This window comes from Paracoccus aerius (assembly GCF_014656455.1).
GTDB classification, from domain to species: domain Bacteria; phylum Pseudomonadota; class Alphaproteobacteria; order Rhodobacterales; family Rhodobacteraceae; genus Paracoccus; species Paracoccus aerius.
On record NZ_BNCL01000004.1, the window covers coordinates 122,609 to 141,076 of the forward strand.

The 18,468-nt window shown below is 66.2% G+C and carries 20 protein-coding genes and 1 tRNA gene; 7 read left to right on the plus strand and 14 right to left on the minus strand.

What is annotated here, in order from left to right; all coding sequences use genetic code 11:
• Window positions 1-70 precede the first annotated feature (70 nt).
• Genes IE224_RS06565 through IE224_RS06585 form a run of 5 tightly spaced genes read right to left on the minus strand, consistent with a single transcriptional unit; the run spans window position 71 to window position 4,914 of the window.
• On the minus strand, window positions 71-1,273 hold the full coding sequence (locus IE224_RS06565) for a DegT/DnrJ/EryC1/StrS family aminotransferase (protein WP_191308903.1): 1,203 nt from the start codon (window positions 1,271-1,273) through the stop codon (window positions 71-73).
• Window positions 1,270-2,265, minus strand: coding sequence for an NAD-dependent epimerase/dehydratase family protein (locus IE224_RS06570; RefSeq protein ID WP_191308905.1), 996 nt, complete (start codon window positions 2,263-2,265; stop codon window positions 1,270-1,272). Before IE224_RS06570 ends, IE224_RS06565 begins: the two co-directional genes overlap by 4 nt.
• Window positions 2,262-3,395: a DegT/DnrJ/EryC1/StrS family aminotransferase gene (locus tag IE224_RS06575; RefSeq protein WP_191308906.1), complete on the minus strand. Its 1,134-nt coding sequence runs from the start codon at window positions 3,393-3,395 to the stop codon at window positions 2,262-2,264. The genes IE224_RS06570 and IE224_RS06575 overlap by 4 nt, the downstream gene beginning before the upstream one ends.
• Complete coding sequence (locus IE224_RS06580; protein ID WP_167622940.1) at window positions 3,392-4,411, minus strand: Gfo/Idh/MocA family protein; 1,020 nt, start codon at window positions 4,409-4,411, stop codon at window positions 3,392-3,394. Before IE224_RS06580 ends, IE224_RS06575 begins: the two co-directional genes overlap by 4 nt.
• Window positions 4,408-4,914 carry an acyltransferase gene (locus tag IE224_RS06585; RefSeq protein WP_191308908.1) on the minus strand — a complete coding sequence of 169 codons (507 nt, stop codon included), beginning with the start codon at window positions 4,912-4,914 and terminating at the stop codon, window positions 4,408-4,410. Before IE224_RS06585 ends, IE224_RS06580 begins: the two co-directional genes overlap by 4 nt.
• 295 nt (window positions 4,915-5,209) lie before the next feature.
• Here IE224_RS06585 and lhgD point away from each other — a divergent pair, with 295 nt between their 5' ends.
• Complete coding sequence (gene lhgD / locus IE224_RS06590) at window positions 5,210-6,439, plus strand: L-2-hydroxyglutarate dehydrogenase (protein ID WP_191308910.1); 1,230 nt, start codon at window positions 5,210-5,212, stop codon at window positions 6,437-6,439.
• 60 nt (window positions 6,440-6,499) lie between these two features.
• Here lhgD and IE224_RS06595 read toward each other — a convergent pair.
• Window positions 6,500-6,583, minus strand: a tRNA-Tyr gene (locus tag IE224_RS06595).
• Between the two features lie 124 nt (window positions 6,584-6,707).
• On the opposite strand from IE224_RS06595, the gene rlmB reads away from it, so the two are divergent.
• From rlmB to IE224_RS06610, 3 genes are all read left to right on the plus strand, one after another.
• Window positions 6,708-7,511, plus strand: coding sequence for a 23S rRNA (guanosine(2251)-2'-O)-methyltransferase RlmB (gene rlmB, locus IE224_RS06600; RefSeq protein ID WP_191308912.1), 804 nt, complete (start codon window positions 6,708-6,710; stop codon window positions 7,509-7,511).
• A 95-nt stretch (window positions 7,512-7,606) separates the two neighbouring features.
• Window positions 7,607-8,011, plus strand: coding sequence for a YHS domain-containing (seleno)protein (locus tag IE224_RS06605; protein WP_191308914.1), 405 nt, complete (start codon window positions 7,607-7,609; stop codon window positions 8,009-8,011).
• A gap of 212 nt (window positions 8,012-8,223) precedes the next feature.
• A complete protein-coding gene (locus tag IE224_RS06610) occupies window positions 8,224-8,655 on the plus strand; it encodes a CoA-binding protein (RefSeq protein WP_229849272.1) in 432 nt (143 codons plus the stop codon).
• Between the two features lie 36 nt (window positions 8,656-8,691).
• On the opposite strand, the gene IE224_RS06615 is transcribed toward IE224_RS06610, so the two are convergent.
• From IE224_RS06615 to IE224_RS06640, 6 genes are all read right to left on the minus strand, one after another.
• Window positions 8,692-10,809 carry an OmpA family protein gene (locus tag IE224_RS06615; RefSeq protein WP_191308918.1) on the minus strand — a complete coding sequence of 706 codons (2,118 nt, stop codon included), beginning with the start codon at window positions 10,807-10,809 and terminating at the stop codon, window positions 8,692-8,694.
• A gap of 163 nt (window positions 10,810-10,972) precedes the next feature.
• Window positions 10,973-11,812, minus strand: coding sequence for a ferredoxin--NADP reductase (locus IE224_RS06620; protein ID WP_167622947.1), 840 nt, complete (start codon window positions 11,810-11,812; stop codon window positions 10,973-10,975).
• A 46-nt stretch (window positions 11,813-11,858) separates the two neighbouring features.
• On the minus strand, window positions 11,859-12,245 hold the full coding sequence (locus IE224_RS06625; protein ID WP_167622948.1) for a DUF934 domain-containing protein: 387 nt from the start codon (window positions 12,243-12,245) through the stop codon (window positions 11,859-11,861).
• Window positions 12,242-12,973: a phosphoadenylyl-sulfate reductase gene (locus IE224_RS06630; protein WP_167622949.1), complete on the minus strand. Its 732-nt coding sequence runs from the start codon at window positions 12,971-12,973 to the stop codon at window positions 12,242-12,244. The genes IE224_RS06625 and IE224_RS06630 overlap by 4 nt, the downstream gene beginning before the upstream one ends.
• On the minus strand, window positions 12,966-14,624 hold the full coding sequence (locus IE224_RS06635; protein ID WP_191308920.1) for a nitrite/sulfite reductase: 1,659 nt from the start codon (window positions 14,622-14,624) through the stop codon (window positions 12,966-12,968). Before IE224_RS06635 ends, IE224_RS06630 begins: the two co-directional genes overlap by 8 nt.
• Window positions 14,617-14,958: a DUF2849 domain-containing protein gene (locus IE224_RS06640; RefSeq protein ID WP_167622951.1), complete on the minus strand. Its 342-nt coding sequence runs from the start codon at window positions 14,956-14,958 to the stop codon at window positions 14,617-14,619. The genes IE224_RS06635 and IE224_RS06640 overlap by 8 nt, the downstream gene beginning before the upstream one ends.
• Before the next feature lie 100 nt (window positions 14,959-15,058).
• Here IE224_RS06640 and IE224_RS06645 point away from each other — a divergent pair, with 100 nt between their 5' ends.
• The 3 genes from IE224_RS06645 to IE224_RS06655 are packed head-to-tail and all read left to right on the plus strand — an operon-like array spanning window position 15,059 to window position 16,938.
• Window positions 15,059-15,574 carry an Lrp/AsnC family transcriptional regulator gene (locus tag IE224_RS06645; RefSeq protein WP_191308922.1) on the plus strand — a complete coding sequence of 172 codons (516 nt, stop codon included), beginning with the start codon at window positions 15,059-15,061 and terminating at the stop codon, window positions 15,572-15,574.
• Window positions 15,575-15,598: 24 nt separating this feature from the next.
• Window positions 15,599-15,955, plus strand: a complete 357-nt coding sequence (gene arsC / locus IE224_RS06650; protein WP_191308924.1) for an arsenate reductase (glutaredoxin) — start codon at window positions 15,599-15,601, stop codon at window positions 15,953-15,955.
• Window positions 15,955-16,938 carry a GT-B fold glycosyltransferase domain-containing protein gene (locus IE224_RS06655; protein WP_191308926.1) on the plus strand — a complete coding sequence of 328 codons (984 nt, stop codon included), beginning with the start codon at window positions 15,955-15,957 and terminating at the stop codon, window positions 16,936-16,938. The genes arsC and IE224_RS06655 overlap by 1 nt, the downstream gene beginning before the upstream one ends.
• Here IE224_RS06655 and IE224_RS06660 read toward each other — a convergent pair.
• Together IE224_RS06660 and mgrA are read right to left on the minus strand one after the other, a co-directional pair.
• On the minus strand, window positions 16,935-17,342 hold the full coding sequence (locus tag IE224_RS06660; protein WP_191308928.1) for an OsmC family protein: 408 nt from the start codon (window positions 17,340-17,342) through the stop codon (window positions 16,935-16,937). The genes IE224_RS06655 and IE224_RS06660 overlap by 4 nt on opposite strands.
• Before the next feature lie 59 nt (window positions 17,343-17,401).
• The gene (mgrA, locus tag IE224_RS06665; RefSeq protein WP_191308930.1) at window positions 17,402-18,439 is read right to left on the minus strand and encodes an L-glyceraldehyde 3-phosphate reductase; all 1,038 of its coding nucleotides are present in this window, start codon (window positions 18,437-18,439) and stop codon (window positions 17,402-17,404) included.
• Window positions 18,440-18,468: the final 29 nt, after the last annotated feature.

Below are 18,468 nucleotides of genomic sequence, written 5' to 3' on the forward strand. Positions count from 1 at the left end.
GGCAGATGCCCGGATGGGGCCCTGGCACGGGCCAGGCGGCAACCGCCTGCAACCCGCACCGCGGCTGCGGTCAGGAATGGGACTGGACCGGCTCTCGGGACAGGACGTCTGCCCGGGGGCGGCTGCCGTGGAACTGCGCAGCCAGGCCATCGTCCAGGGCCGCCAGAACCTCATCCTGTTCGTCGTCGGTCATCTGCGCGTAAAGCGGCAGCAGGATCGTCTGGTCGCGGGCCTGTTCCGACCGCGGCAGGGCAAACCGGCGGGGCAGGTCCATCTGCGCCTCTTCCTGGTGCATGTTCATGATCCCGCGCCGCGTGGCGACGCCCCGGTCAAGCATCGACTGCATCAACTGCCGCTGGTCCAGCCCCGGCGCCAGAGCCACTGCATAGCTTTGCCAGTTCGACGATGCCCAGTCCGGCTCTGCAGGCCGCGTGACCCCGGACATCGCCTCCAGTGCCTGGTGGTAACGATCAGCCAGCCTGCGGCGTTGGGCGATGATCTGGGGCAGCCGGGCCAGCTGTTCGATCCCGATGGCGGCCTGGATGTCCGTCATGCGGTAATTGTAGCCCCGGACCGGGTAATCCTCGAAGATCACGCTGGCGCTGGCGTGGCGCTGGCGGTCTGAAACCGACATGCCATGCTGGCGCCACAAGCGGAACTTGGCGTCCAGGTCGGCACGGGCGGTGGTCAGCATCCCCCCCTCGCCCGTGGTCAGGACCTTGCGCGGATGGAACGAGAAGCAGGCCACGTCGCCGATCGGATAGCCGATCTGCCGCCAGGCACCGTCCATCCTGATCTGTGATCCTGCCGCGCAGGCGGCATCCTCGACCACGGCCAGGCCATGCGCGCGTGCAATCCGCATGATGGCGGGCATGTCGCAGGGCATTCCGATCTGGTGGACGCAGAGGATGGCCCGGCTGCGCGGCGTCACGGCAGCGGCGATGAGGGCGGGATCCATGTTGTAGCCGCCGGCCTCGATATCGATGAAGACGGGGGTCGCACCGCATTGCCGGATCGTATTGGCGCCCGCGATGAAGGAATGCGACACGGTTATGACTTCGTCGCCCGGCCCCACATCGACGGCCAGAAGCGCCAGATGCAAGGCGGTGGTGCAATTCGACACGGCACAGGCATGGGGGGCGCCGGTCAAGCGGGAAAAGGCGGCCTCGAACTCGGCCACCTTCGGCCCCTGGCTGACCCAGCCGGACAGGACGGCATCATAGGCGGCGTTGGCCTCGGCCTCTCCCAACAAGGGCTTCGCGATCGGGATCATTCCGCCACCGCCAGGTCAAGGGCGCCTTGCGCGCGCCACCAGTCGATCAGTTCTGCCAGCCCCTCGGCCAGGCCGATCCGGGCGCGGAAGCCCAGGTCGTCGGCCGCCGCCTGGCAATCGGCAAGGCGCCGGGGCACGGGGTTCACCGCACGTTCGGGCATGTGGACCGGCACCAGATCGGGCCGTCCCATCTGGGACGCCACAAGACGCGCCAGTTGAAGAAGCGAGGTCTCGGTCTGCGAGCCGACATTGTAGACCCGGTCCGTCGCCGTGCTTTCCGCAGCCAGGATATTGGCCCGCGCCACGTCGCGGACATGGATCATGTCCAGGGTCTGCAAGCCGTCGCCGAACACAAGCGGCGGCTGTCCCTGGGCGACGCGTTCCATCCACCGGACCAGCACCTCGGTATAGCGTCCATGCAGGTCCATGCGGGGGCCGTAGACATTGAAATAGCGCAGGGCGACATAGTTCAGCCCATACATGTCGTTGAACGACCGCAGAAGCCCTTCACCCATGGTCTTCGCCGCGCCATACAGCGTCCTGTTCGCATAGGGCGGGTCGCTTTCGGGCGTCGGGAAATGCGGCGCAAGCCCATAGATCGAGGCTGACGAGGCCATGACGAGCTTTCCGACCTTGTAGCGCACGCAATCCTGCAACAGGTCATAGGTCGCCTGGACCATCACCTCCATCGCCTCGTCAGGCTCGGCGGCGCAATGCGTGATCCGCAAGGCGGCCTGGTGGAAGACGACTTCGGATTCGGCCACCAGCGACTGCATCAAGGCGCGGTCCCGGATATCGCCCGACACAAGGCGGACCCGTCCCGTCTGCATGGCCGCGGCCAGGTTTTCTGGCCGGCCGCGCACCATGTTGTCGATCACCACGACCTGCGCCGCCCCGGCCTCGACCAATTGGTCCACCAGGTGAGAGCCGACAAAGCCGCTGCCGCCGGTCACAAGCACATTGGCACCGGCAAGGATCGTCTGGTTGCTCATGATGCCATCTCCATAGGCGGGTTGGTGGTTTCCAGCCGCTCGGCGCAGGCATTCACGGCGTCGATGACGCGGCCGATCTCGGGTCCGGTCAGTTCGGGATAGATGGGCAGGGACAGCGTGGTGCGGGCATAGCGCTCGGCCACGGGGAAGCTGCCGGGTCCGGCCGCTAGGTCGGCATAGGCGGGCTGCAGGTGGACGGGCCGAAGATAATGGATGTTCGTGGCGATGCCCGCATCCGACAGGGCCTGGCGCAGGGCATCCCGCTGGGGATGGCACAGGGCATAGACATGGCGCACATGGTCCGCCGGTCCCGCAGGCGAAGGCCGTTCCACCGCACCCGCCAACCCCTCGTCATAGGCCTGCGCCACCCGACGGCGGGCCGCGTTCCAGCCGTCCAGATAGCGCAGCTTGACGTCTAGGACCGCACCCTGAACGGCATCCATCCGCAGGTTGTATCCGCGCAGCTCGTGGACCGAACGCTCGCGCTGCCCCCAGTCGCGCAGCATCCGCAGCCGCTCGGCCAGGGCATCGTCGCTGGTGGTGATCGCCCCACCCTCGCCCGCGGCGCCGAGGTTCTTGCCAGGATAGAAGCTGAAACAGCCCATCGCGCCAAAGGCGCCGGCGCGGACCCCGTCGCGTTCGGCCCCATGGGCCTGGCAGGCATCCTCGATCACGCACAGCCCGTGCTTTTCTGCAATGGCGCCGATTGCCGCCATGTCGGCAAGGCGACCGTGGAAATGGACCGGGACGACGGCGCGGGTGCGCGGGGTGATCGCCTTTTCCAGCTTCTCGGGATCCATGGTCAGGGTGCGGGGATCCACGTCGACAAGAACCGGCGTCGCCCCGCAATAGGCAATGGCAGCCACCGTCGCGACAAAGGTGGTGGGCACCGTGATTACCTCGTCGCCCAGCTTGATGCCGGCCGCCAGCAGGGCCAGTTGCAGCGCCGCCGTTCCGCTGCTGACGGCGATCACATGCCGGGCGCCGCAATAGTCGGCAAAGCTCCGTTCGAACCGTTCGACCTGCTCGCCCAGGACATATTGCCCGCTGCGCAGGGTGGCCAGGACGGCGCCCTCAAGCTCGTCCTTGATGTCGCCATATTGCCGCCGCAGGTCCAGAAACGGGATCATGATGCCACCTTCAAGTTCACAAGATCGATCGGATGACCGCGCAGCTCGGTCGAACGGGTAGCCGCGGCCAGCATCTCGACGATGCGCAGGCCGGCCAGCCCGTCCGTCGCCGGCGCGCTGCCCTGCTGGATGCAGTCCGCAAAGATTTCTACCTCGGTCAGCAGCGCCTCCTTGGAGGACAGCGCCGGGGCGTACATGTCGCCGATGCGATAGGACACCAGATGTTCGTAAGGGCCGCTGCCGCAGCTGGCGCCCCGGTCATAGACCCGCAGCTTTTCGCTGGTCTGCATGTCGTCATACAGGACCATCTTGCGGCTTCCCCCGATCAGGGTCTGCCTGATCTTGACCGGCGCCAGCCAGTTGACGTTCAGATGCGCCAGTGCCCCGTTGCCATAGTGGATGTTCAACTGCGCCATGTTGTCCGGGCGACCGGCCAGGAAGCCCGCGGAACTGGCCGAGATGGCGACCGGCCGCTGGTCCAGAAGGTGATCCAGGATCGCCAGGTCATGCACGGCCAGATCCCAGATAACGTTCACGTCGCGCTGGAACAGCCCCAGGTTCACCCGCGTCGAATCATAGTAGTAGATGGCGCCCAGCACATCCTCGCGCACCAGACGGGAAATCGCCTGCACGGCCGGGGTATAGACAAAGGTGTGATCCACCATCAGCGTCAGCCCCCGCCGCGCCGCCTCGTCGACCAGATGCCGCGCTTGGTCGACATCATCGGTCATCGGCTTTTCGACCAGGACGTGCTTGCCCGCCCTCAGCGCCGCAAGGGCCAAGGCGTAATGGGTCTGGACCGGCGTCGCGATCATGACCGCATCCACCGCTGGATCGCGCAGCAGTTCCTGCAGATCCGTCGTCAGTCTGGCTGCAGGGTGGCGCAACGCCGCGCGGGCCAGTGCATCGGGCGACTGGTCCGCGATCATCGCGACCTGGGCCACCCCGCTTTCCGCGACGGCGCGCGCGAGGTTCGGCCCCCAGTATCCATAGCCGATGACACCAACATGGATCATGTCCTTGCCTCCAGGGATTCGGTCCGCTTTGCGGCGGATCCGCCACGGGAAATGATCCGCGCCGGCACTCCGGCCACCATGGCGTGGTCCGGCACGTCCCGGGTGACGACGGAACCCGCCCCGACGGTGGCGCCGATGCCGATGGTGATCCCCGGCAGGATCGTCGCATTCGATCCGATATTGGCGCCATGCCTGACGCGGGTGCCTTCGCAGACCCAGTCACCGCCGCCCTTGAGGCTTCCATCGGGATTGACCGCCGAGGGATAGCGGTCGTTGGTGAACATGACCCCGTGGCCGACGAAGACGCCGTCCTCCAGCGTCACGCCTTCGCACAGGAAGCTGTGCGAGGATATCTTGCAGCGCGCGCCGACCGAACAGCCCGCCTGTATCTCGACAAAGGTTCCGATCCGAGTTTCCTCGCCGACGCTGCAGCCATACAGGTTCACGAGATCGGGGTGGTGAATCACCGCGCCGCTGCCGATTGTGCAATCTTTTATCGCCAAGGAAACTCTCCGCTCTGCTGCGGCAGAATCTGGTGACCCATGCCTTCCCGAAGAATTGCTGCGAAGTCAGGGACGGAAAACTGTCCGAATGGGCATTGCGCATCATCCGAATGCATCGCGGCCCGCGAACCATCTGGCCATTTTGATCCGGCAGGCAGGGCAACGAGGGATGGCCAGGCCCCGGATGACCTTCCTCACCTATGGCGGGCCTTGCGGCGACCGCCTTATGATCCCTTTACCGCCCGGCCATGCGCGGCAATTCTGCATCAAGGCAATGCAACCGACGGAGGGGATCATGCCGCAGAATGATGTCGTGATCGTGGGCGGGGGCATCCTGGGCCTGACGACCGCCTGGAGCCTGCGGAACGCGAACCCCGACCTCCGCATCACCCTTCTGGAAAAGGAAAAGGGCCCGGGCCTTCACCAGTCGGGCCACAATTCCGGGGTGATCCATGCCGGGATCTACTATGCGCCGGGAAGCCTGAAGGCCACGCTTTGCAAGCAAGGGGCCGCGAGGACAAAGCTGTTCTGCGAACAGCACGGCATCCCCTTCGACACCTGCGGCAAGCTGGTCGTCGCCACGGAACCGCATGAACTGCCCGCACTGGAAAACCTTGGCGAAAGATCGCGGGCCAACGGCCTGGCCACGACCCTGATCGGAGGCGACGAACTGACCGAGATGGAGCCCAACATCGTCGGGCTTCGCGCGCTTTTCAGCCCCGCCAGCGGCATCGTCAGCTATGCCCGGATCTGCGCGACGCTTCGCGATCTTCTGGCCGCGCAAGGGGTCGATTTCCGCTTCGGCGCCTTTGTCACGAACCTGGACGAACGTCCCGACGAGGTGGTCGTCGAAACCTCGGTCGGGGATTTCTCGGCCAGCTCGGCCGTCGCCTGCGCGGGGCTTCAGGCGGACCGCATCGCGGCCATGTCAGGCCTGGCCGATGATTTCAGGATCATCCCCTTCAGGGGCGAATACTACCGCCTGGCCCCCCATCTGGACCAGGTTGTCCGCCACCTGATCTATCCGGTTCCCGAACCCTCGCTGCCGTTCCTGGGGGTTCACCTGACCCGGATGATCGGCGGCTATGTCACGGTCGGCCCCAATGCCGTCTTCTCGCTGGGCCGTGAAACCTATGAGCGCAGTTGGCCGGGTGCTGCCGATATCGCCGCCAGCCTTGCCTTTCCCGGCTTCTGGCGTCTGGCGCGGCGCTTTGCGAAGGTCGGCCTTCAGGAAATGCGCGGCAGCTTGTCCCGCAAGGTCTATCTTGAACGCTGCCGCCGCTATTGCCCCATGCTGACCCTGGCCGATCTGCAGCCCTATCCTTCGGGATTGCGGGCGCAGGCGGTGGGTCGGGACGGCAGGATGATCGACGACTTCCTGATCCGCGAAACGGCACGGACCCTGCATGTCTGCAACGCACCCTCGCCCGCCGCGACATCCGCATTTCCCATCGGGGACACGATCAGCGCGCGCCTTCTTGGCAAGATCGATGTGAAGCCGGCCCCTCGGGCTGCGGTGTCCTAGGCAGCGGACCGCGCCTTGTTCGGCCACGACCGCACCATTGCCGGAACATGAAGGGGGAAATGGTGGGCGACCCTGGAATCGAACCAGGCATGGGTCTCCCCGGCGGAGTTACAGTCCGCTGCCGCACCTTGCAGCACGTCGCCCGCCGAGCCATTCGGCGTGGGGGCGTCATTAGCGGGCGTGGCGGGGGGCGTCAAGCGGATTTCGGCCCCTTGCGTCCGGGGTGCCATGCGCGCCATGAAGGGGGCCAGCCACAAGGATCCTGCGCATGGCCGAACGACCCGGAAAGCCCAAGAAACCCACCTGGGTGATTGACAAGGAACGCGCGCGCCGCGCTTCGGCCGCCGAGACGGTGTGGCTGTTCGGCCTGCACGCGGTCCGCGACGCGCTTGCCAATCCGCGCCGCGAAAAGCTGCGGCTGGTCGTCACGCAGAACGCTGTGGACCGGTTGGGCGACCTGCATGGCGTCACGCCCGAGATCACCGATCCCCGCGTCTTCGGCAAGGCGGCGCCCCTGGCCCCCGACAGCGTCCACCAGGGCGCCGCGCTCGAGGTGAAGCCGCTGAAATGGGGCGGGCTCAGCGACGTGGTGCTGCGCGAGGCCGCGGGCGAAAAGCGGCCGCTGCTGGTGGCCCTGGACCGGGTGACCGATCCCCACAACATCGGCGCCATCCTGCGCTCGGCCGAGGTCTTCGGGGCACGGGCGGTGATCGCACCGGCCCGCCATTCCGCACCCGAGACGGGCGCCCTTGCCAAGACTGCCTCGGGCGCCTTGGAACGGCAGCCCTATCTGCGCGTGCCCAACCTGGCCGAGGCGCTGAGTCAGTTGAAGGGCATGGGCTTTACGCTGATCGGCTTGGACGGGACCGGCACCAGCCCCCTGCCCGACCTGCTTGAAACCCTGCCGGGCCGCGCCGTCTGCCTGGTCCTGGGGGCCGAGGGGCCGGGGATGCGCGACCTGACCACCAAAAGCTGCGACCATGTCGCGCGCATTCCCTTTGCAGCGGATTTCGGATCCCTGAACGTGTCCAATGCGGCGGCGGTCGCGCTCTATGCAGCCAGCATGGCGTGAAAATCACATCGCTGCGACAATGCTTGCGGCGGCGTTGAGAATCTTGGCCAGTGCTGCCAATTAAGGCTTCTGCTGCCGCCACAAACTGCCTGCCGATGAAAACGCTGCTGATCTCGTTGATGCTGACCGCCGCCCCTGTCCTGCCGGCCATGGCGCAGGATTGGGCAATGGACGGCTATGATGCCGTGGGATTTCTGGAGAGCGGGCGGCCCCTGCCGGGTCGGGGCGACATCTCGACGCTGTGGAAGGGCAAGGTCTGGCATTTCGCGTCCGAGGAGAACCGCAGCCGCTTCGAATCCGACCCCCGCCGTTTCGCACCTGCATTCGGCGGCTTGTGCCCTGTGGCGCTGTCCGAGGGGCGGCGCGTGGCCGGGGATCCCAAACATTTCGTCGTGATCGGCAACAAGCTATATCTGGTAGGGTCCAGCCGGGCATTCCGCAAACTGCAGGCGGCGCCGGCCGATATCATCGCCAAGGCCCAGGAAACCTGGCAACGCTGACAAATCTGCCGGCATTTTTCCATCACAAGAATGCGATTATTCTGGAACTTAAAGGCGGTGTTGCCCATTTACCATTCGGAACATGACCTCGGAACCGTCATGTTCAGATCACTGTCCCTCGTTCCGCGACTTGCGCCCGGCCAGTTTTCTGGACCGGGCGCCTTTTCTATGTAATGATCCTACAACTTTTGGACGAGGAGGGGAGGCCCGTCATGGAAGTCGATTTTCAGGATGACGAAGATATTGCGCGGATTGTGCGTGGTGTGAAGGTGATTGCGGTTGTGGGCCTGTCGCCGAACGAGGCACGGCCCAGCTGGGGCGTCGCGCGCTATCTCCAGGCCAACGACTACCGGATCGTGCCCGTCAATCCGGGTCAGGCCGGCCACACGATCCTGGGCGAAAAGGTCTATGCCCGGCTGGCCGATATTCCTGCCACCGAAGGCGTCGAGATGGTTGACATCTTTCGCCGGTCCGAGGCGGTCGGGCCGATCGTGGACGAAGCCCTGGCGCATCTTCCGCACCTGAAGTCGATCTGGATGCAGCTTGGAATCCGGAACGATGCCGCCGCCCGCAAGGCGGAACAGCGCGGCATCATCGTGATCCAGGACCGCTGTCCGAAGATCGAGTTTCCCCGCCACCTTTGAACGAAAAAGCCCCGGCACCGCCGGGGCTTTTCCTTGTCAGTTGGCCTCTGCCGTCTGCAGAAGGTCGGTGATGCGCCGCACCGCTGCGCGGCGGTTTTCGCGGACATCGCCTTCCTGCCTTACCTGCAGGAATTGCTCGCCATAGCCCTGGACCACCAGATTTTCCGGCGGGACGTCGAAGTATTCGGACAGCGCCAGCGCGACCGATTCCGCGCGCCGGTCCGACAAGGCCAGGTTGGCGGCATCCGCGCCCACCGTGTCGGTATGACCCTCGATCAGGAACATCTCGCGCGGGTTTTCGGCAATCGATTCCGCGATGACATTGCCCAGCGTGGACAGTTGGCGCGCCTGGTCCGGCGAAATCGCGGCCGAGCCGGTGTCGAAGGTGATCGCGTCGATGGTCACCGGCGGCACCAGGGCGCGCACCTCGGGGATGCTGCGGACCTGACCCAAGGTGAAGCGGCGATCCAGGTCAACCTCGCGGCGCAGGGCCTCGCGAAGGGCGGATTCGTCCTGATAGACGCCGGTCGAGGCAACCGGCGCGGGTGCGGGCAGCGTTGCCACGTCCACGGGTTCCACCGTTGCGGTGTCGTCGATCAGGCGCGTCTGGGTGCCGTCGGGCGATACCAGCGTGCGGCGCAGCACGCGCAGATCGGCATCGCGGATGGTCACGACGCGGCTGCCGTCGCTGCGGGTCACGACCGTGCGGGACGAACCATCGTCGAAGTTCTCGGTCGCAACGGTCGATCCCGGCTGGCGCAGCAGCGCGACCTCGTCCTTGATGACCTCTTGGCTGCCATCGGCGCGGGTCACGACGACCCGGTCCGGCGCGCTGAGCGTCACCTGCCGGTTGTTGTTCAGGTAGGTGCCAACGGCGACCGCGCCCAAGCCCAGCAGCAATGCCTTGGCCAAGTCGTTGTCGTCATCGTCGTCTTCCTCGCGGGCGGCCTGTTCCCCTTCGGTCGCCTGTTCCTGTCCGGGCTCAAGCGCCTCGCGCAGGCTGGTGGCGAAATCCTCGCTGGATGAACGGCTGTTCTCCTCGGTGATTTCCTGCTCGACGACCTCGCCCTCCTGCTCATCGTCAAGCGCGGCAGCGGTGGCTGCGCCGGTTTCCTGCGCCGCCTGCTCGGCCGCCTCGGTCACCGGGGCATCGGCCTCGGGGGCATTGCCTTCACCTTCGGGGGCAGCGGCCTGTTCGGCGGACTGGTCCTCGGCAGGCTGGTTCTCGGTGGTCTCGTTCGCGGTGGACTGGTTCTCGGCGGCAGGCGTTTCTTCCTGCTGCTCCAGCGCCTCGCGCAGCGCATCCTCGCCCTGTTCACCGGCAGGCGCGTCAGGCGCATCAGCTTCGGCTTGGGCAGGTTCCTCGGCTGCTTCTTCCGCTGCCGGCGTTTCCGCGGCCTGCTGCTCGGCCTCAAGCGCGTCGCGCAGCGAATCTTCGCTTTCGGCCGTGTCTTCGGGTGCGGGTTCGGGGCGGTCGGCCTGCTGTTCGCGGGCTGCGGCAGCCGGGCGCTCCTGGTCCTGCTGGCGCGCGGCCTCGGCCGGGCGCTCGTCGGTCACGGCATCAGCTTCGGCGGCGGCAGGGGCTTCCTCGGCAGCAGCCTCGGCTTCGGTGGTTTCCTCGCCCTCGGCCTCGGTCACGGCGGGCGCGGCTTCGCGGTTCCCGGCCCGGGCCGGACGCTCGGCTTGCTGTTCGCGCGCGGCGGCGGCGGGACGCTCAGCCTGCTGCTCGCGCGCGGCCTCGGCAGGACGTTCCGCGGCTTCGGGCTGGGCCTCGGCAGAGGTCTCGGCGGGGGCTTCCTCAGAGTCGCCCTCGGTGGCCTCCTCGGCTGGCGCTTCTGCTTCAGGCTCGGCCGCAGATTCGGCCGGGGCGGCCTCCTCGGCGGCTTCGGATGCCTGTTCCTGGGCCGCTTCCCCGGCTGCGGGTTCTTCGACCGGCTCCTCGGCGACTTGCTCTGCGGCCGCTTCCTCGGCCGGGGCTTCCTCGCTGGCCTCGGTGGGGGCGGCCTGTTCGGCCTGCGTTTCGGCCGGCTGTGCCTGCGCAGGCGGAACCGGCGGCTGTTCACCATCGGCCGGTGCCTGGGCCTGGGCCATCGGCGGCACCAGCAGCGACAGGCAGGCCGCTATGGCCGTGGTGTTGTTGATCATGCGACGCATGGGTCTTCCCTTCCCTTGAACGGGTTGATCTGTCGCGAAATCAACCGGCAATCCAAGACGCGGGTTCCCAACATCAGCGTGACCGGGGCGTGATCGGCGGAAAGTTCCGACAAAAAAGGGCGCAGTCATACCGCGCCCTTTCCATCCGTCAATTCTGAAGGGCTTAAACGCCGTCGCCCACGAAGGCCTTTTCCACCACAAATTCGCGGGGTTCCGAATTGGCGCCTTCGTGCAAGCCAAAGCCTTCCAGCACCGCCTTCACATCCACGTTGAATGCCAGGCTGCCGCAGACCATCGCGCGATCCGTTTCCGGGCTGATCGGCGGCAGGCCCAGGTCGGTGAAGACCTTGCCCGAGGTCAGGTTGTCCGTGATCCGGCCCATCAGCGGCGATTCCTCGCGCGTGGTGGTGGGGTAGTAGACCAGGCGGTTGGCGAAATCCTCGCCGTAGATCTCGCCCAGCAGGGGATCGTGCTTCAGGTTTTCGACCAGTTCGCGGCCATAGGTCAGTTCCTCGGCGGTGCGGCAGGTATGCATCATGATTACCTGTTCATACCGCTCGTATGTTTCGGGATCGCGCATCAGCGACGCGAAGGGCGCGATGCCGGTGCCGGTCGCCAGGAACCACAGCCGCTTGCCGGGCAGCAGCGCGTCAAGGACCAGCGTGCCTACGGGCTTGGGCCGCAGGATGATCTCGTCTCCCGGCTGGATGTGCTGCAGCTTCGAGGTTAGCGGCCCGTCCGGCACCTTGATCGAATAGAATTCCAGTTCCTCGTCCCAGTTGGGCGAGGCGATGGAATAGGCGCGCAGCAACGGCTTGCCGTTGTCGCCCAGCAGACCGATCATCACGAATTCGCCCGAACGAAAGCGCAAGGACGCAGGACGCGTCACCCGGAAGGAAAACAGGCTGTCGGTCCAATGCTTGACCGCCGTCACGGTCTGCGCGTCGGGAAGGGTCTTGGAGGCGGTCTTGGCAGCTTCGGCCACGGGAATGTCCAGGGTCATGGGAAGTCCTGCATGTTCTAGTCGATGGGGCGGCGGGGCGAAAGCCCTAGCCCGCCAGGTGGGCGCGGTGGTCGAAGGCCTTCCAGTCGGCTCGTGCGATCCACTGCTCGGCCGGCTGGCGCGCGGCGATGTCGGGGGCGACCTCGACCTCGTCGAAACCCACACGGCGGGCCATCGCATACTGGTCCGCGATCAGCCGGCCCGAGGCGCGAAGGCGGCCCTTGAAGCCCAATTCGCGAAGCCGGCGGGCCAGCGAAAAGCCGCGCCCGTCGGTGAAGGCGGGAAAGTCGATCGAGATCAATGCGCGGTCCAGATAGGTGGCCAGATCGGCCAGCGGCGTGTCGGGGGCCAGGGTCACCTCGGCCTCGTCCACCAGCGGATGGAAGCCGTCGTCGCGCGCGATGACGCGTTCGCTGTTCAACTGGTCGGTCATGCCGGAACCTTTCCGCGGACGATCTTGCCGCCAATGAAGTGGATGCCGCATTCGGTCTTGTCGCTGCCGCGCCAGCGTCCGGCGCGGGGATCCTCGCCCGGCTTCACCGGCGAGGTGCAAGGCGCGCAGCCGATGGACGGATAGCCCTTTGCCACCAGCGGATGGCGCGGCAGGTTGTTCTCGACCATGTATTCCTGCACATCCTCGGCCCGCCAATGGGCCAGCGGGTTGATGCGCAGGCGGGACGGCGGCTCGGGCTCGAAGAACTCGAGCGCGGCACGGTCGTTGTTCTGGAACCGCTTGCGGCCCGTGATCCAGGCGTCATAGCCAGACAGCGCGCCTTCCAGCGGCACCGTCTTGCGCAGGTCGCAGCAGGCATTGGCGTCGAACTGGTGCAGCGTCCCGTCGGGATCCTGGCGCGCGACCTGGGTCTGGTCGGCACGGATCACCTGGACATTGGTCAGGCCCAGCCGGGCCGATACGTCCCGCTGGTATTCCAGCGTTTCGGGAAACAGCATCTGCGTGTCGATGAACAGCACCGGCAGGCCGGGCGCAACCCGGCTGACCATATGCAGCAGCACCACGGATTCGGCCCCGAAGGACGACACCAGTGCCACCCGCCCCAGATCCGGGTCGCTGACGGCGCGGCGCAGGACCTCGGTCGCTGCATGATGACGATAGCGGTCGTTCAACCGCGCGGCACGACTGTCCAGCGTGTCATCAAGCATGGGCAGGCTCGGGATAGAGCGCGGCCTTGAACGGGGCGGGACCAAGCCGGCGATAGGCGTCGATGAAGCGTTCCGAGGCGTCCGCGCGGACTTCAAGATAGGCGCGCAGCAGGCGATCGACAGCAGGCACGACCTGGTCGTAGGGGAAACCCGCGCCGGCGCGTTCGCCGATGGCCGGGATGTCGTAACCGTCGCCGCCCAGGGTGATCTGGTAGTTTTCCACCCCCGCCCGGTCCAGGCCCAGGATGCCGATATGGCCCAGGTGGTGATGCCCGCAGGCGTTGATGCAGCCCGAGATGCGGATGTTCAGCTTGCCGATTTCATCCTCCAGGCCCGCATCCTTGAAATGCGTCGCGATTTCCTGAGCGATGGGGATCGACCGGGCGGTGGCCAGGGTGCAATAGTCCATGCCGGGGCAGGCGATGATGTCGCTGGTCAGCCCGGCATTGGCCACCGCCAGCCCCGCCTTTTGCAGCGCCGCATAGACGGCGGGCAGGTCAGACTTGTGGACATGGGGCAGCACGACGTTCTGGTCATGGCTGATGCGCAGGTCGTCATGGCCGTATTGTTCCGCCAGATCGGCCAGCAGGCGCATCTGGTCGGCCGAGGCATCGCCCGGCGTCTCGCCATGCGTCTTGAAGGTCACGATCACGCTGGCATAGCCATCGACCTTGTGGGGGTGCAGGTTGGTGTCGGTCCAGCTGCGGAAGGCGCCGTTCCTGGCTCGCTCGGCCTCATAGCCGTCGGTCGGGCCGTTGCGGAAGGCGGGCGCGGCGAAGCGGTCGCGGAAGATCGCCAAGGCCTCGCGGTCGGCGCCGTGGAAGTCGCGGCGGCGGTTCTGGAACTCCTCCTCGACCTCGGCCTTGAAGACGTCCAGGCCGCGCTCGTGCACGGTGATCTTGATGCGGGCCTTGTACTTGTTGTCGCGCCGTCCCGACAGGTTGTAGGTCGAGATGATCGCCTCGATATAGGCCAGCAGGTCCGCCTCGGGCAGGAAGTCGCGGATCACCTTGCCCAGCATGGGCGTGCGGCCGAGGCCCCCGCCGACCCAGACCTCGAACCCGGTCTGGCCGTCCTTCTGGATCAGGCGCAACCCGATGTCATGGGCGGCGACCAAGGCGCGGTCGCGCTGTGCGCCGCTGATGGCGATCTTGAACTTGCGCGGCAGGAACTGGAACTCGGCATGGTCGGTGGACCAGCTGCGCAGCAGCTCGGCATAGGGGCGCGGATCCATGTATTCGTCGGCGGCAGCCCCCGCGAAGGCATCGGTCGTCACGTTGCGGATCGTGTTGCCGGATGTCTGGATCGCGTGCATCCCGACGGATGCCAGCTTGTCCAGCATGTCGGGGATTTCCACCAGCTTGGGCCAGTTGAACTGGATGTTCTGGCGGGTGGTCCAGTGGCCGTAGCCCTTGTCATAGGTTTCGGCCAGATGGGCCAGCATCCGCATCTGGTCGGGGCTGATCGTGCCATAGGGGATGGCGATCCGCAGCATATAGGCGTGCAGCTGCAGATAAACGCCGTTCATCAGGCGCAGGGGCCGAAACTCTTCTTCGGTCAGGCTGCCGTCCAGGCGACGTTCCACCTGGGCGCGGAACTGGGCCGCGCGGTGGCGCACGTAATCGGTATCGACGGGACGGACGTCAAACATTGCTGGCCTCGGACTGCTTGGCTTGCTTCAGGGTCTGGATGCCGTGGAAATAGTTGGACGGCCCGCGCTGCCGGAAGGCCTCGCGGAAATGGGTCGGCTCGGGGCCGTTGGGGCCGCGCCGCGCCTCGACCAGATAGGGGCCGACGACGATGTTGGACTGGCCCACCGCCTTCAGCAGCGCCAGATCGGCGATGGCCTCGTCCTCGAACAGGGTCGCCTGCGCGGGATCGGCGGTCCAGCCGTCCTCGCACATCCACAGGTTATGGCCTTCGCGCAGGTCGTTTGCGGTGATGACGCCGGGCTTGGCGGCCGTCGGGACGAAGGCTTTGCTCATGGTCTGACCCTTTCGGATTGGTCCTTACAATATAGAATTTTGTTCTGGATCTTTGCGATAGGGTCAGGAAAATAAGGACATTCAGCCACGTTGGACGATCATGACGGAACAGCTTCCACAGAATATTGGCCACGCCAAAACAAATTTCCGGCTGGACGAGGTGGATCGCAAAATCCTGTCCCTGCTTCAAGAGGATGCAAGCCTTTCGCTGGACCAGATCGCCGACCGGGTGGGGGCGTCCAAGACCCCCGTCTGGAACCGCATCCGCAAGCTGCGGGAAGCCGGCGTGATCCGCCGCCAGGTGGCGATCCTCGACCCCGAGGCCCTGGGGCTGGAGGCCTGCTTCTTCGTGCTGATCCGCACCAGCGAACATGACAAGGCCTGGGCTGCGAGGTTCCTGAAGGCGCTGCGCGAACGCCCCGAGGTGATCGAGGCGCACCGGCTGGCGGGCGACATCGACTATATCCTGAAAGTGCAGGTCAGGAACGCGCGCGCCTATGACCGCTTCTACCAGTCGCTGATCGCCGAGGTGAAGATCCACAACGTCACGGCGCTTCTGTCGATGGAGGAGATCAAGGCAACCAGTGCGCTTCCTATTCCGGACGTTGCGCGCTAAGGTTGTATCGACCTTGGGGGCTGCATGTCCGAATACCTGATCTGGCACAATCCGAAATGCTCGACCTCGCGCTTTGTGCTGCAAGCCTTGCAGGATGCAGGCGTGGATCCGGCGGTGCGCGATTACCAGCAGCAACCCCCCTCGGCCCAGGAACTGCGCGACGCGCTTGATCGACTGGGCATCGCGCCGCGCGGCCTGCTGCGCCGCAAGAACACGCCCCATGACGGCCTGGGCCTGGGCGATCCCGCCTTGTCCGACGAGTCCTTGATCGCCGCCATGGCGGACCACCCCGTCCTGATCGAACGCCCCGTGGTCTTCGGGCCAGGGGGCGCGCGCCTGTGCCGGCCCAAGGAAACCGTCTTCGCCATGCTGGCCGGCTGATGGCTGCGCCGAACCTGCTGATCGTGGCCCAGGCCGGGCCGCTGGAGTTCCAGGCGATCATCTTCGCCGCCAGCCTGCGCCATGCCGCGCCCGATTTCGCCGGGCGCCTGATCGTGGCCGAGCCGCAGCCGGACGGGGCCTGGGCCGGGCATGACACCCGCATCCCCGACGACACCCGCGCCCTGCTGGAATCGCTTGGGGCCGAGATCGCGCCTTTTACCGCCCGCCATTTCGGCGCGGCCTATCCCTATGGCAACAAGATCGAGGCGCTGTCGGTCCTGCCCCAGGACCAGCCCTTCGCCTTCTTCGACACGGACACGCTGATCCTGGGTCCGCTGGACCAGGTGCCCTTTGACAGCGCCCTGCCCGCGGCCTCGATGCGGCGCGAAGGGACATGGCCCGAACCGCCGCTCTACGGCCCAGGCTACGGGGCGATCTGGAAGTCGCTTTACGACCGCTTCGGGCTGGACTTCGCATCCTCGCTTGACCTGTCCCAGCCCGACGAGCATTGGGAACGTTACCTGTATTTCAACGCGGGCTGGTTCTTCGGGCCCGACCCGGCGGTCTTCCGGCAACGCTTTCTCGACTGGGCCTTGTCGGTGCGCCGCGACCCGCCCGACGAACTGGCCTGCCAAAGCCTGGACCCCTGGCTGGACCAGGTGATCCTGCCCCTGGTGATCCACAGCCTTGGCGGCGGGCGCCCCGGCCCCGGCCTTGCGGGTCTTGATGGCGCCGTCACCTGCCATTACCGCAACCTGCCGCTGCTCTACGCCCGCGAATCCGACCGGGTGCTGGAGGTGCTGGAGGCTGCGACCGCCCCGAACCGCATCAAGAGGCGGCTGAAGGACTGGGCTCCGGCAAAGAAGCTGATCTACCAGGGCAAGGGCCGCCAGAAGGTCCGCCCCCTGTTCGCCGACGGGCTGCCACCCAAGGAAAAGCCGATCCGGCAGACGCTGAGGAAGAACGGCTGGTGGTGGGACTAAACCCCCTGCCCCACTGACACCGGGATCCCGCGCGGCAGGGAACAGCCGACCATCGAGCTTTCCCGGGCCTCGTCTATCAGGGGGCCCGGGTCGGAGCCATCCTCCAGCGTGCAGCGAACCGCCAAGTCCGCCCCCGTCGCGATCAGCGGATCGCCCTCCAACGACAGATCCACCCTGACCGCCAGTGACGCGATGCCCAGGCCGCGCCGATGCGCGATATAGCGCAGGTCGTTGCAGAAGCAGCCGCCGATCGCCAGGGCCAGCAGTTGCGCCCCGTTGAAGCCCAGGCCCATGCCCCCGGCCTTGCCTTCGGGCCGGTCAACGATGATGCAATGACTGCCCGCCCGGCCAGTGGCCGCCTCGGTTCCCGGCAGGTTCGTCAGGCTGACGCTGGCGACGGGCAAGACGCCCCCCTTCGCTTGATCCCGGCCTCAGCCTAGCACGAAGGGGGGCCGCTGTCGCGTCAGTCCTCGCCAGCGTCCTCGGTCGATCCGCGCCAGATGTTGACGTCGCCGCCCGCCGACAGGTCGTCGATGCGGGCAAGTTCCTCGGCGGAGAAATCCAGCCGTTCCAATGCACCGACGCAATCCGCCACCTGCGACGCGCGCGAGGCGCCGATCAGCGCGCTTGTCACGCGGCCGTCGCGCAGGGTCCAGGCCACGGCCATCTGCGCCAGCGTCTGCCCCCGTCCGGCGGCCATGTCGTTCAACCCGTTCAGGCGCCCGATCAGCGTGTCGGTCAGCCAGTCCTTTGCCAGCGACTTGCCCTGCGCCGCGCGGCTGTCGGCGGGAATGCCCTTCAAGTACTTGCCGGTCAGCATCCCTTGGGCCAGCGGCGTGAAGACGATGCTGCCTGTCCCCTCGTCCTCAAGTGTGTCCAGCAGGTTGTCATGTTCGATCCAGCGGTTCAGCATGTTGTAGCTGGGCTGGTGGATCAGGCATGGCGTGCCCAGGTCGCGCAGGATCGCCACGGCTTCCCGTGTGCGGGCGCTGTTGTAGCTGCTGATGCCGACATAAAGCGCGCGGCCCGAGCGGACAATGTAATCCAGGGCGCCCATCGTTTCTTCCAGCGGCGTGTCGGGGTCGAAACGGTGGGAATAGAAGATATCGACATGATCCAGGCCCAACCGCTTCAGCGACTGGTCGCAGGACTGGATCAGGTATTTGCGGCTGCCAAATTCGCCATAAGGCCCCGGCCACATCCGCCAGCCCGCCTTGCTGCTGATGACCAACTCGTCCCGGAGACCCGCGAAATCCGTCCGCAGGATCTCGCCAAAGGCTTCCTCGGCGCTGCCAGGGGGCGGGCCATAGTTGTTGGCCAGGTCGAAATGGTTGATCCCCAGGTCAAAGGCCGTGCGGCAGATGTCACGCTTGGTCTCGTGCGGGGTGTCGTGGCCGAAGTTGTGCCAAAGGCCCAGGCTGATCGCGGGCAGCATCAGGCCGGACCTGCCGCAGCGGCGATATTGCATCCGGTCGTAACGATCTGGGTTCGGCATATACATCGGGGACCTGCTGGTTGCTCACGCGCGGC

Excerpts from the sequence above, each read along its gene's own strand:
- IE224_RS06580 (WP_167622940.1), bottom strand. The coding sequence starts at position 4,411 with ATGATCCATGTTGGTGTCATCGGCTATGGATACTGGGGGCCGAACCTC.
- IE224_RS06655 (WP_191308926.1), top strand. The coding sequence starts at position 15,955 with ATGGCTGCGCCGAACCTGCTGATCGTGGCCCAGGCCGGGCCGCTGGAG.
- IE224_RS06630 (WP_167622949.1), bottom strand. The coding sequence starts at position 12,973 with ATGCTTGATGACACGCTGGACAGTCGTGCCGCGCGGTTGAACGACCGC.
- IE224_RS06610 (WP_229849272.1), top strand. The coding sequence starts at position 8,224 with ATGGAAGTCGATTTTCAGGATGACGAAGATATTGCGCGGATTGTGCGT.
- IE224_RS06640 (WP_167622951.1), bottom strand. The coding sequence starts at position 14,958 with ATGAGCAAAGCCTTCGTCCCGACGGCCGCCAAGCCCGGCGTCATCACC.
- IE224_RS06620 (WP_167622947.1), bottom strand. The coding sequence starts at position 11,812 with ATGACCCTGGACATTCCCGTGGCCGAAGCTGCCAAGACCGCCTCCAAG.
- IE224_RS06615 (WP_191308918.1), bottom strand. The coding sequence starts at position 10,809 with ATGCGTCGCATGATCAACAACACCACGGCCATAGCGGCCTGCCTGTCG.
- mgrA (WP_191308930.1), bottom strand. The coding sequence starts at position 18,439 with ATGTATATGCCGAACCCAGATCGTTACGACCGGATGCAATATCGCCGC.
- rlmB (WP_191308912.1), top strand. The coding sequence starts at position 6,708 with ATGGCCGAACGACCCGGAAAGCCCAAGAAACCCACCTGGGTGATTGAC.
- IE224_RS06625 (WP_167622948.1), bottom strand. The coding sequence starts at position 12,245 with ATGACCGACCAGTTGAACAGCGAACGCGTCATCGCGCGCGACGACGGC.
- IE224_RS06575 (WP_191308906.1), bottom strand. The coding sequence starts at position 3,395 with ATGATCCCGTTTCTGGACCTGCGGCGGCAATATGGCGACATCAAGGAC.
- IE224_RS06565 (WP_191308903.1), bottom strand. The coding sequence starts at position 1,273 with ATGATCCCGATCGCGAAGCCCTTGTTGGGAGAGGCCGAGGCCAACGCC.
- IE224_RS06570 (WP_191308905.1), bottom strand. The coding sequence starts at position 2,265 with ATGAGCAACCAGACGATCCTTGCCGGTGCCAATGTGCTTGTGACCGGC.
- lhgD (WP_191308910.1), top strand. The coding sequence starts at position 5,210 with ATGCCGCAGAATGATGTCGTGATCGTGGGCGGGGGCATCCTGGGCCTG.
- IE224_RS06605 (WP_191308914.1), top strand. The coding sequence starts at position 7,607 with ATGAAAACGCTGCTGATCTCGTTGATGCTGACCGCCGCCCCTGTCCTG.
- IE224_RS06635 (WP_191308920.1), bottom strand. The coding sequence starts at position 14,624 with ATGTTTGACGTCCGTCCCGTCGATACCGATTACGTGCGCCACCGCGCG.
- IE224_RS06645 (WP_191308922.1), top strand. The coding sequence starts at position 15,059 with ATGACGGAACAGCTTCCACAGAATATTGGCCACGCCAAAACAAATTTC.
- arsC (WP_191308924.1), top strand. The coding sequence starts at position 15,599 with ATGTCCGAATACCTGATCTGGCACAATCCGAAATGCTCGACCTCGCGC.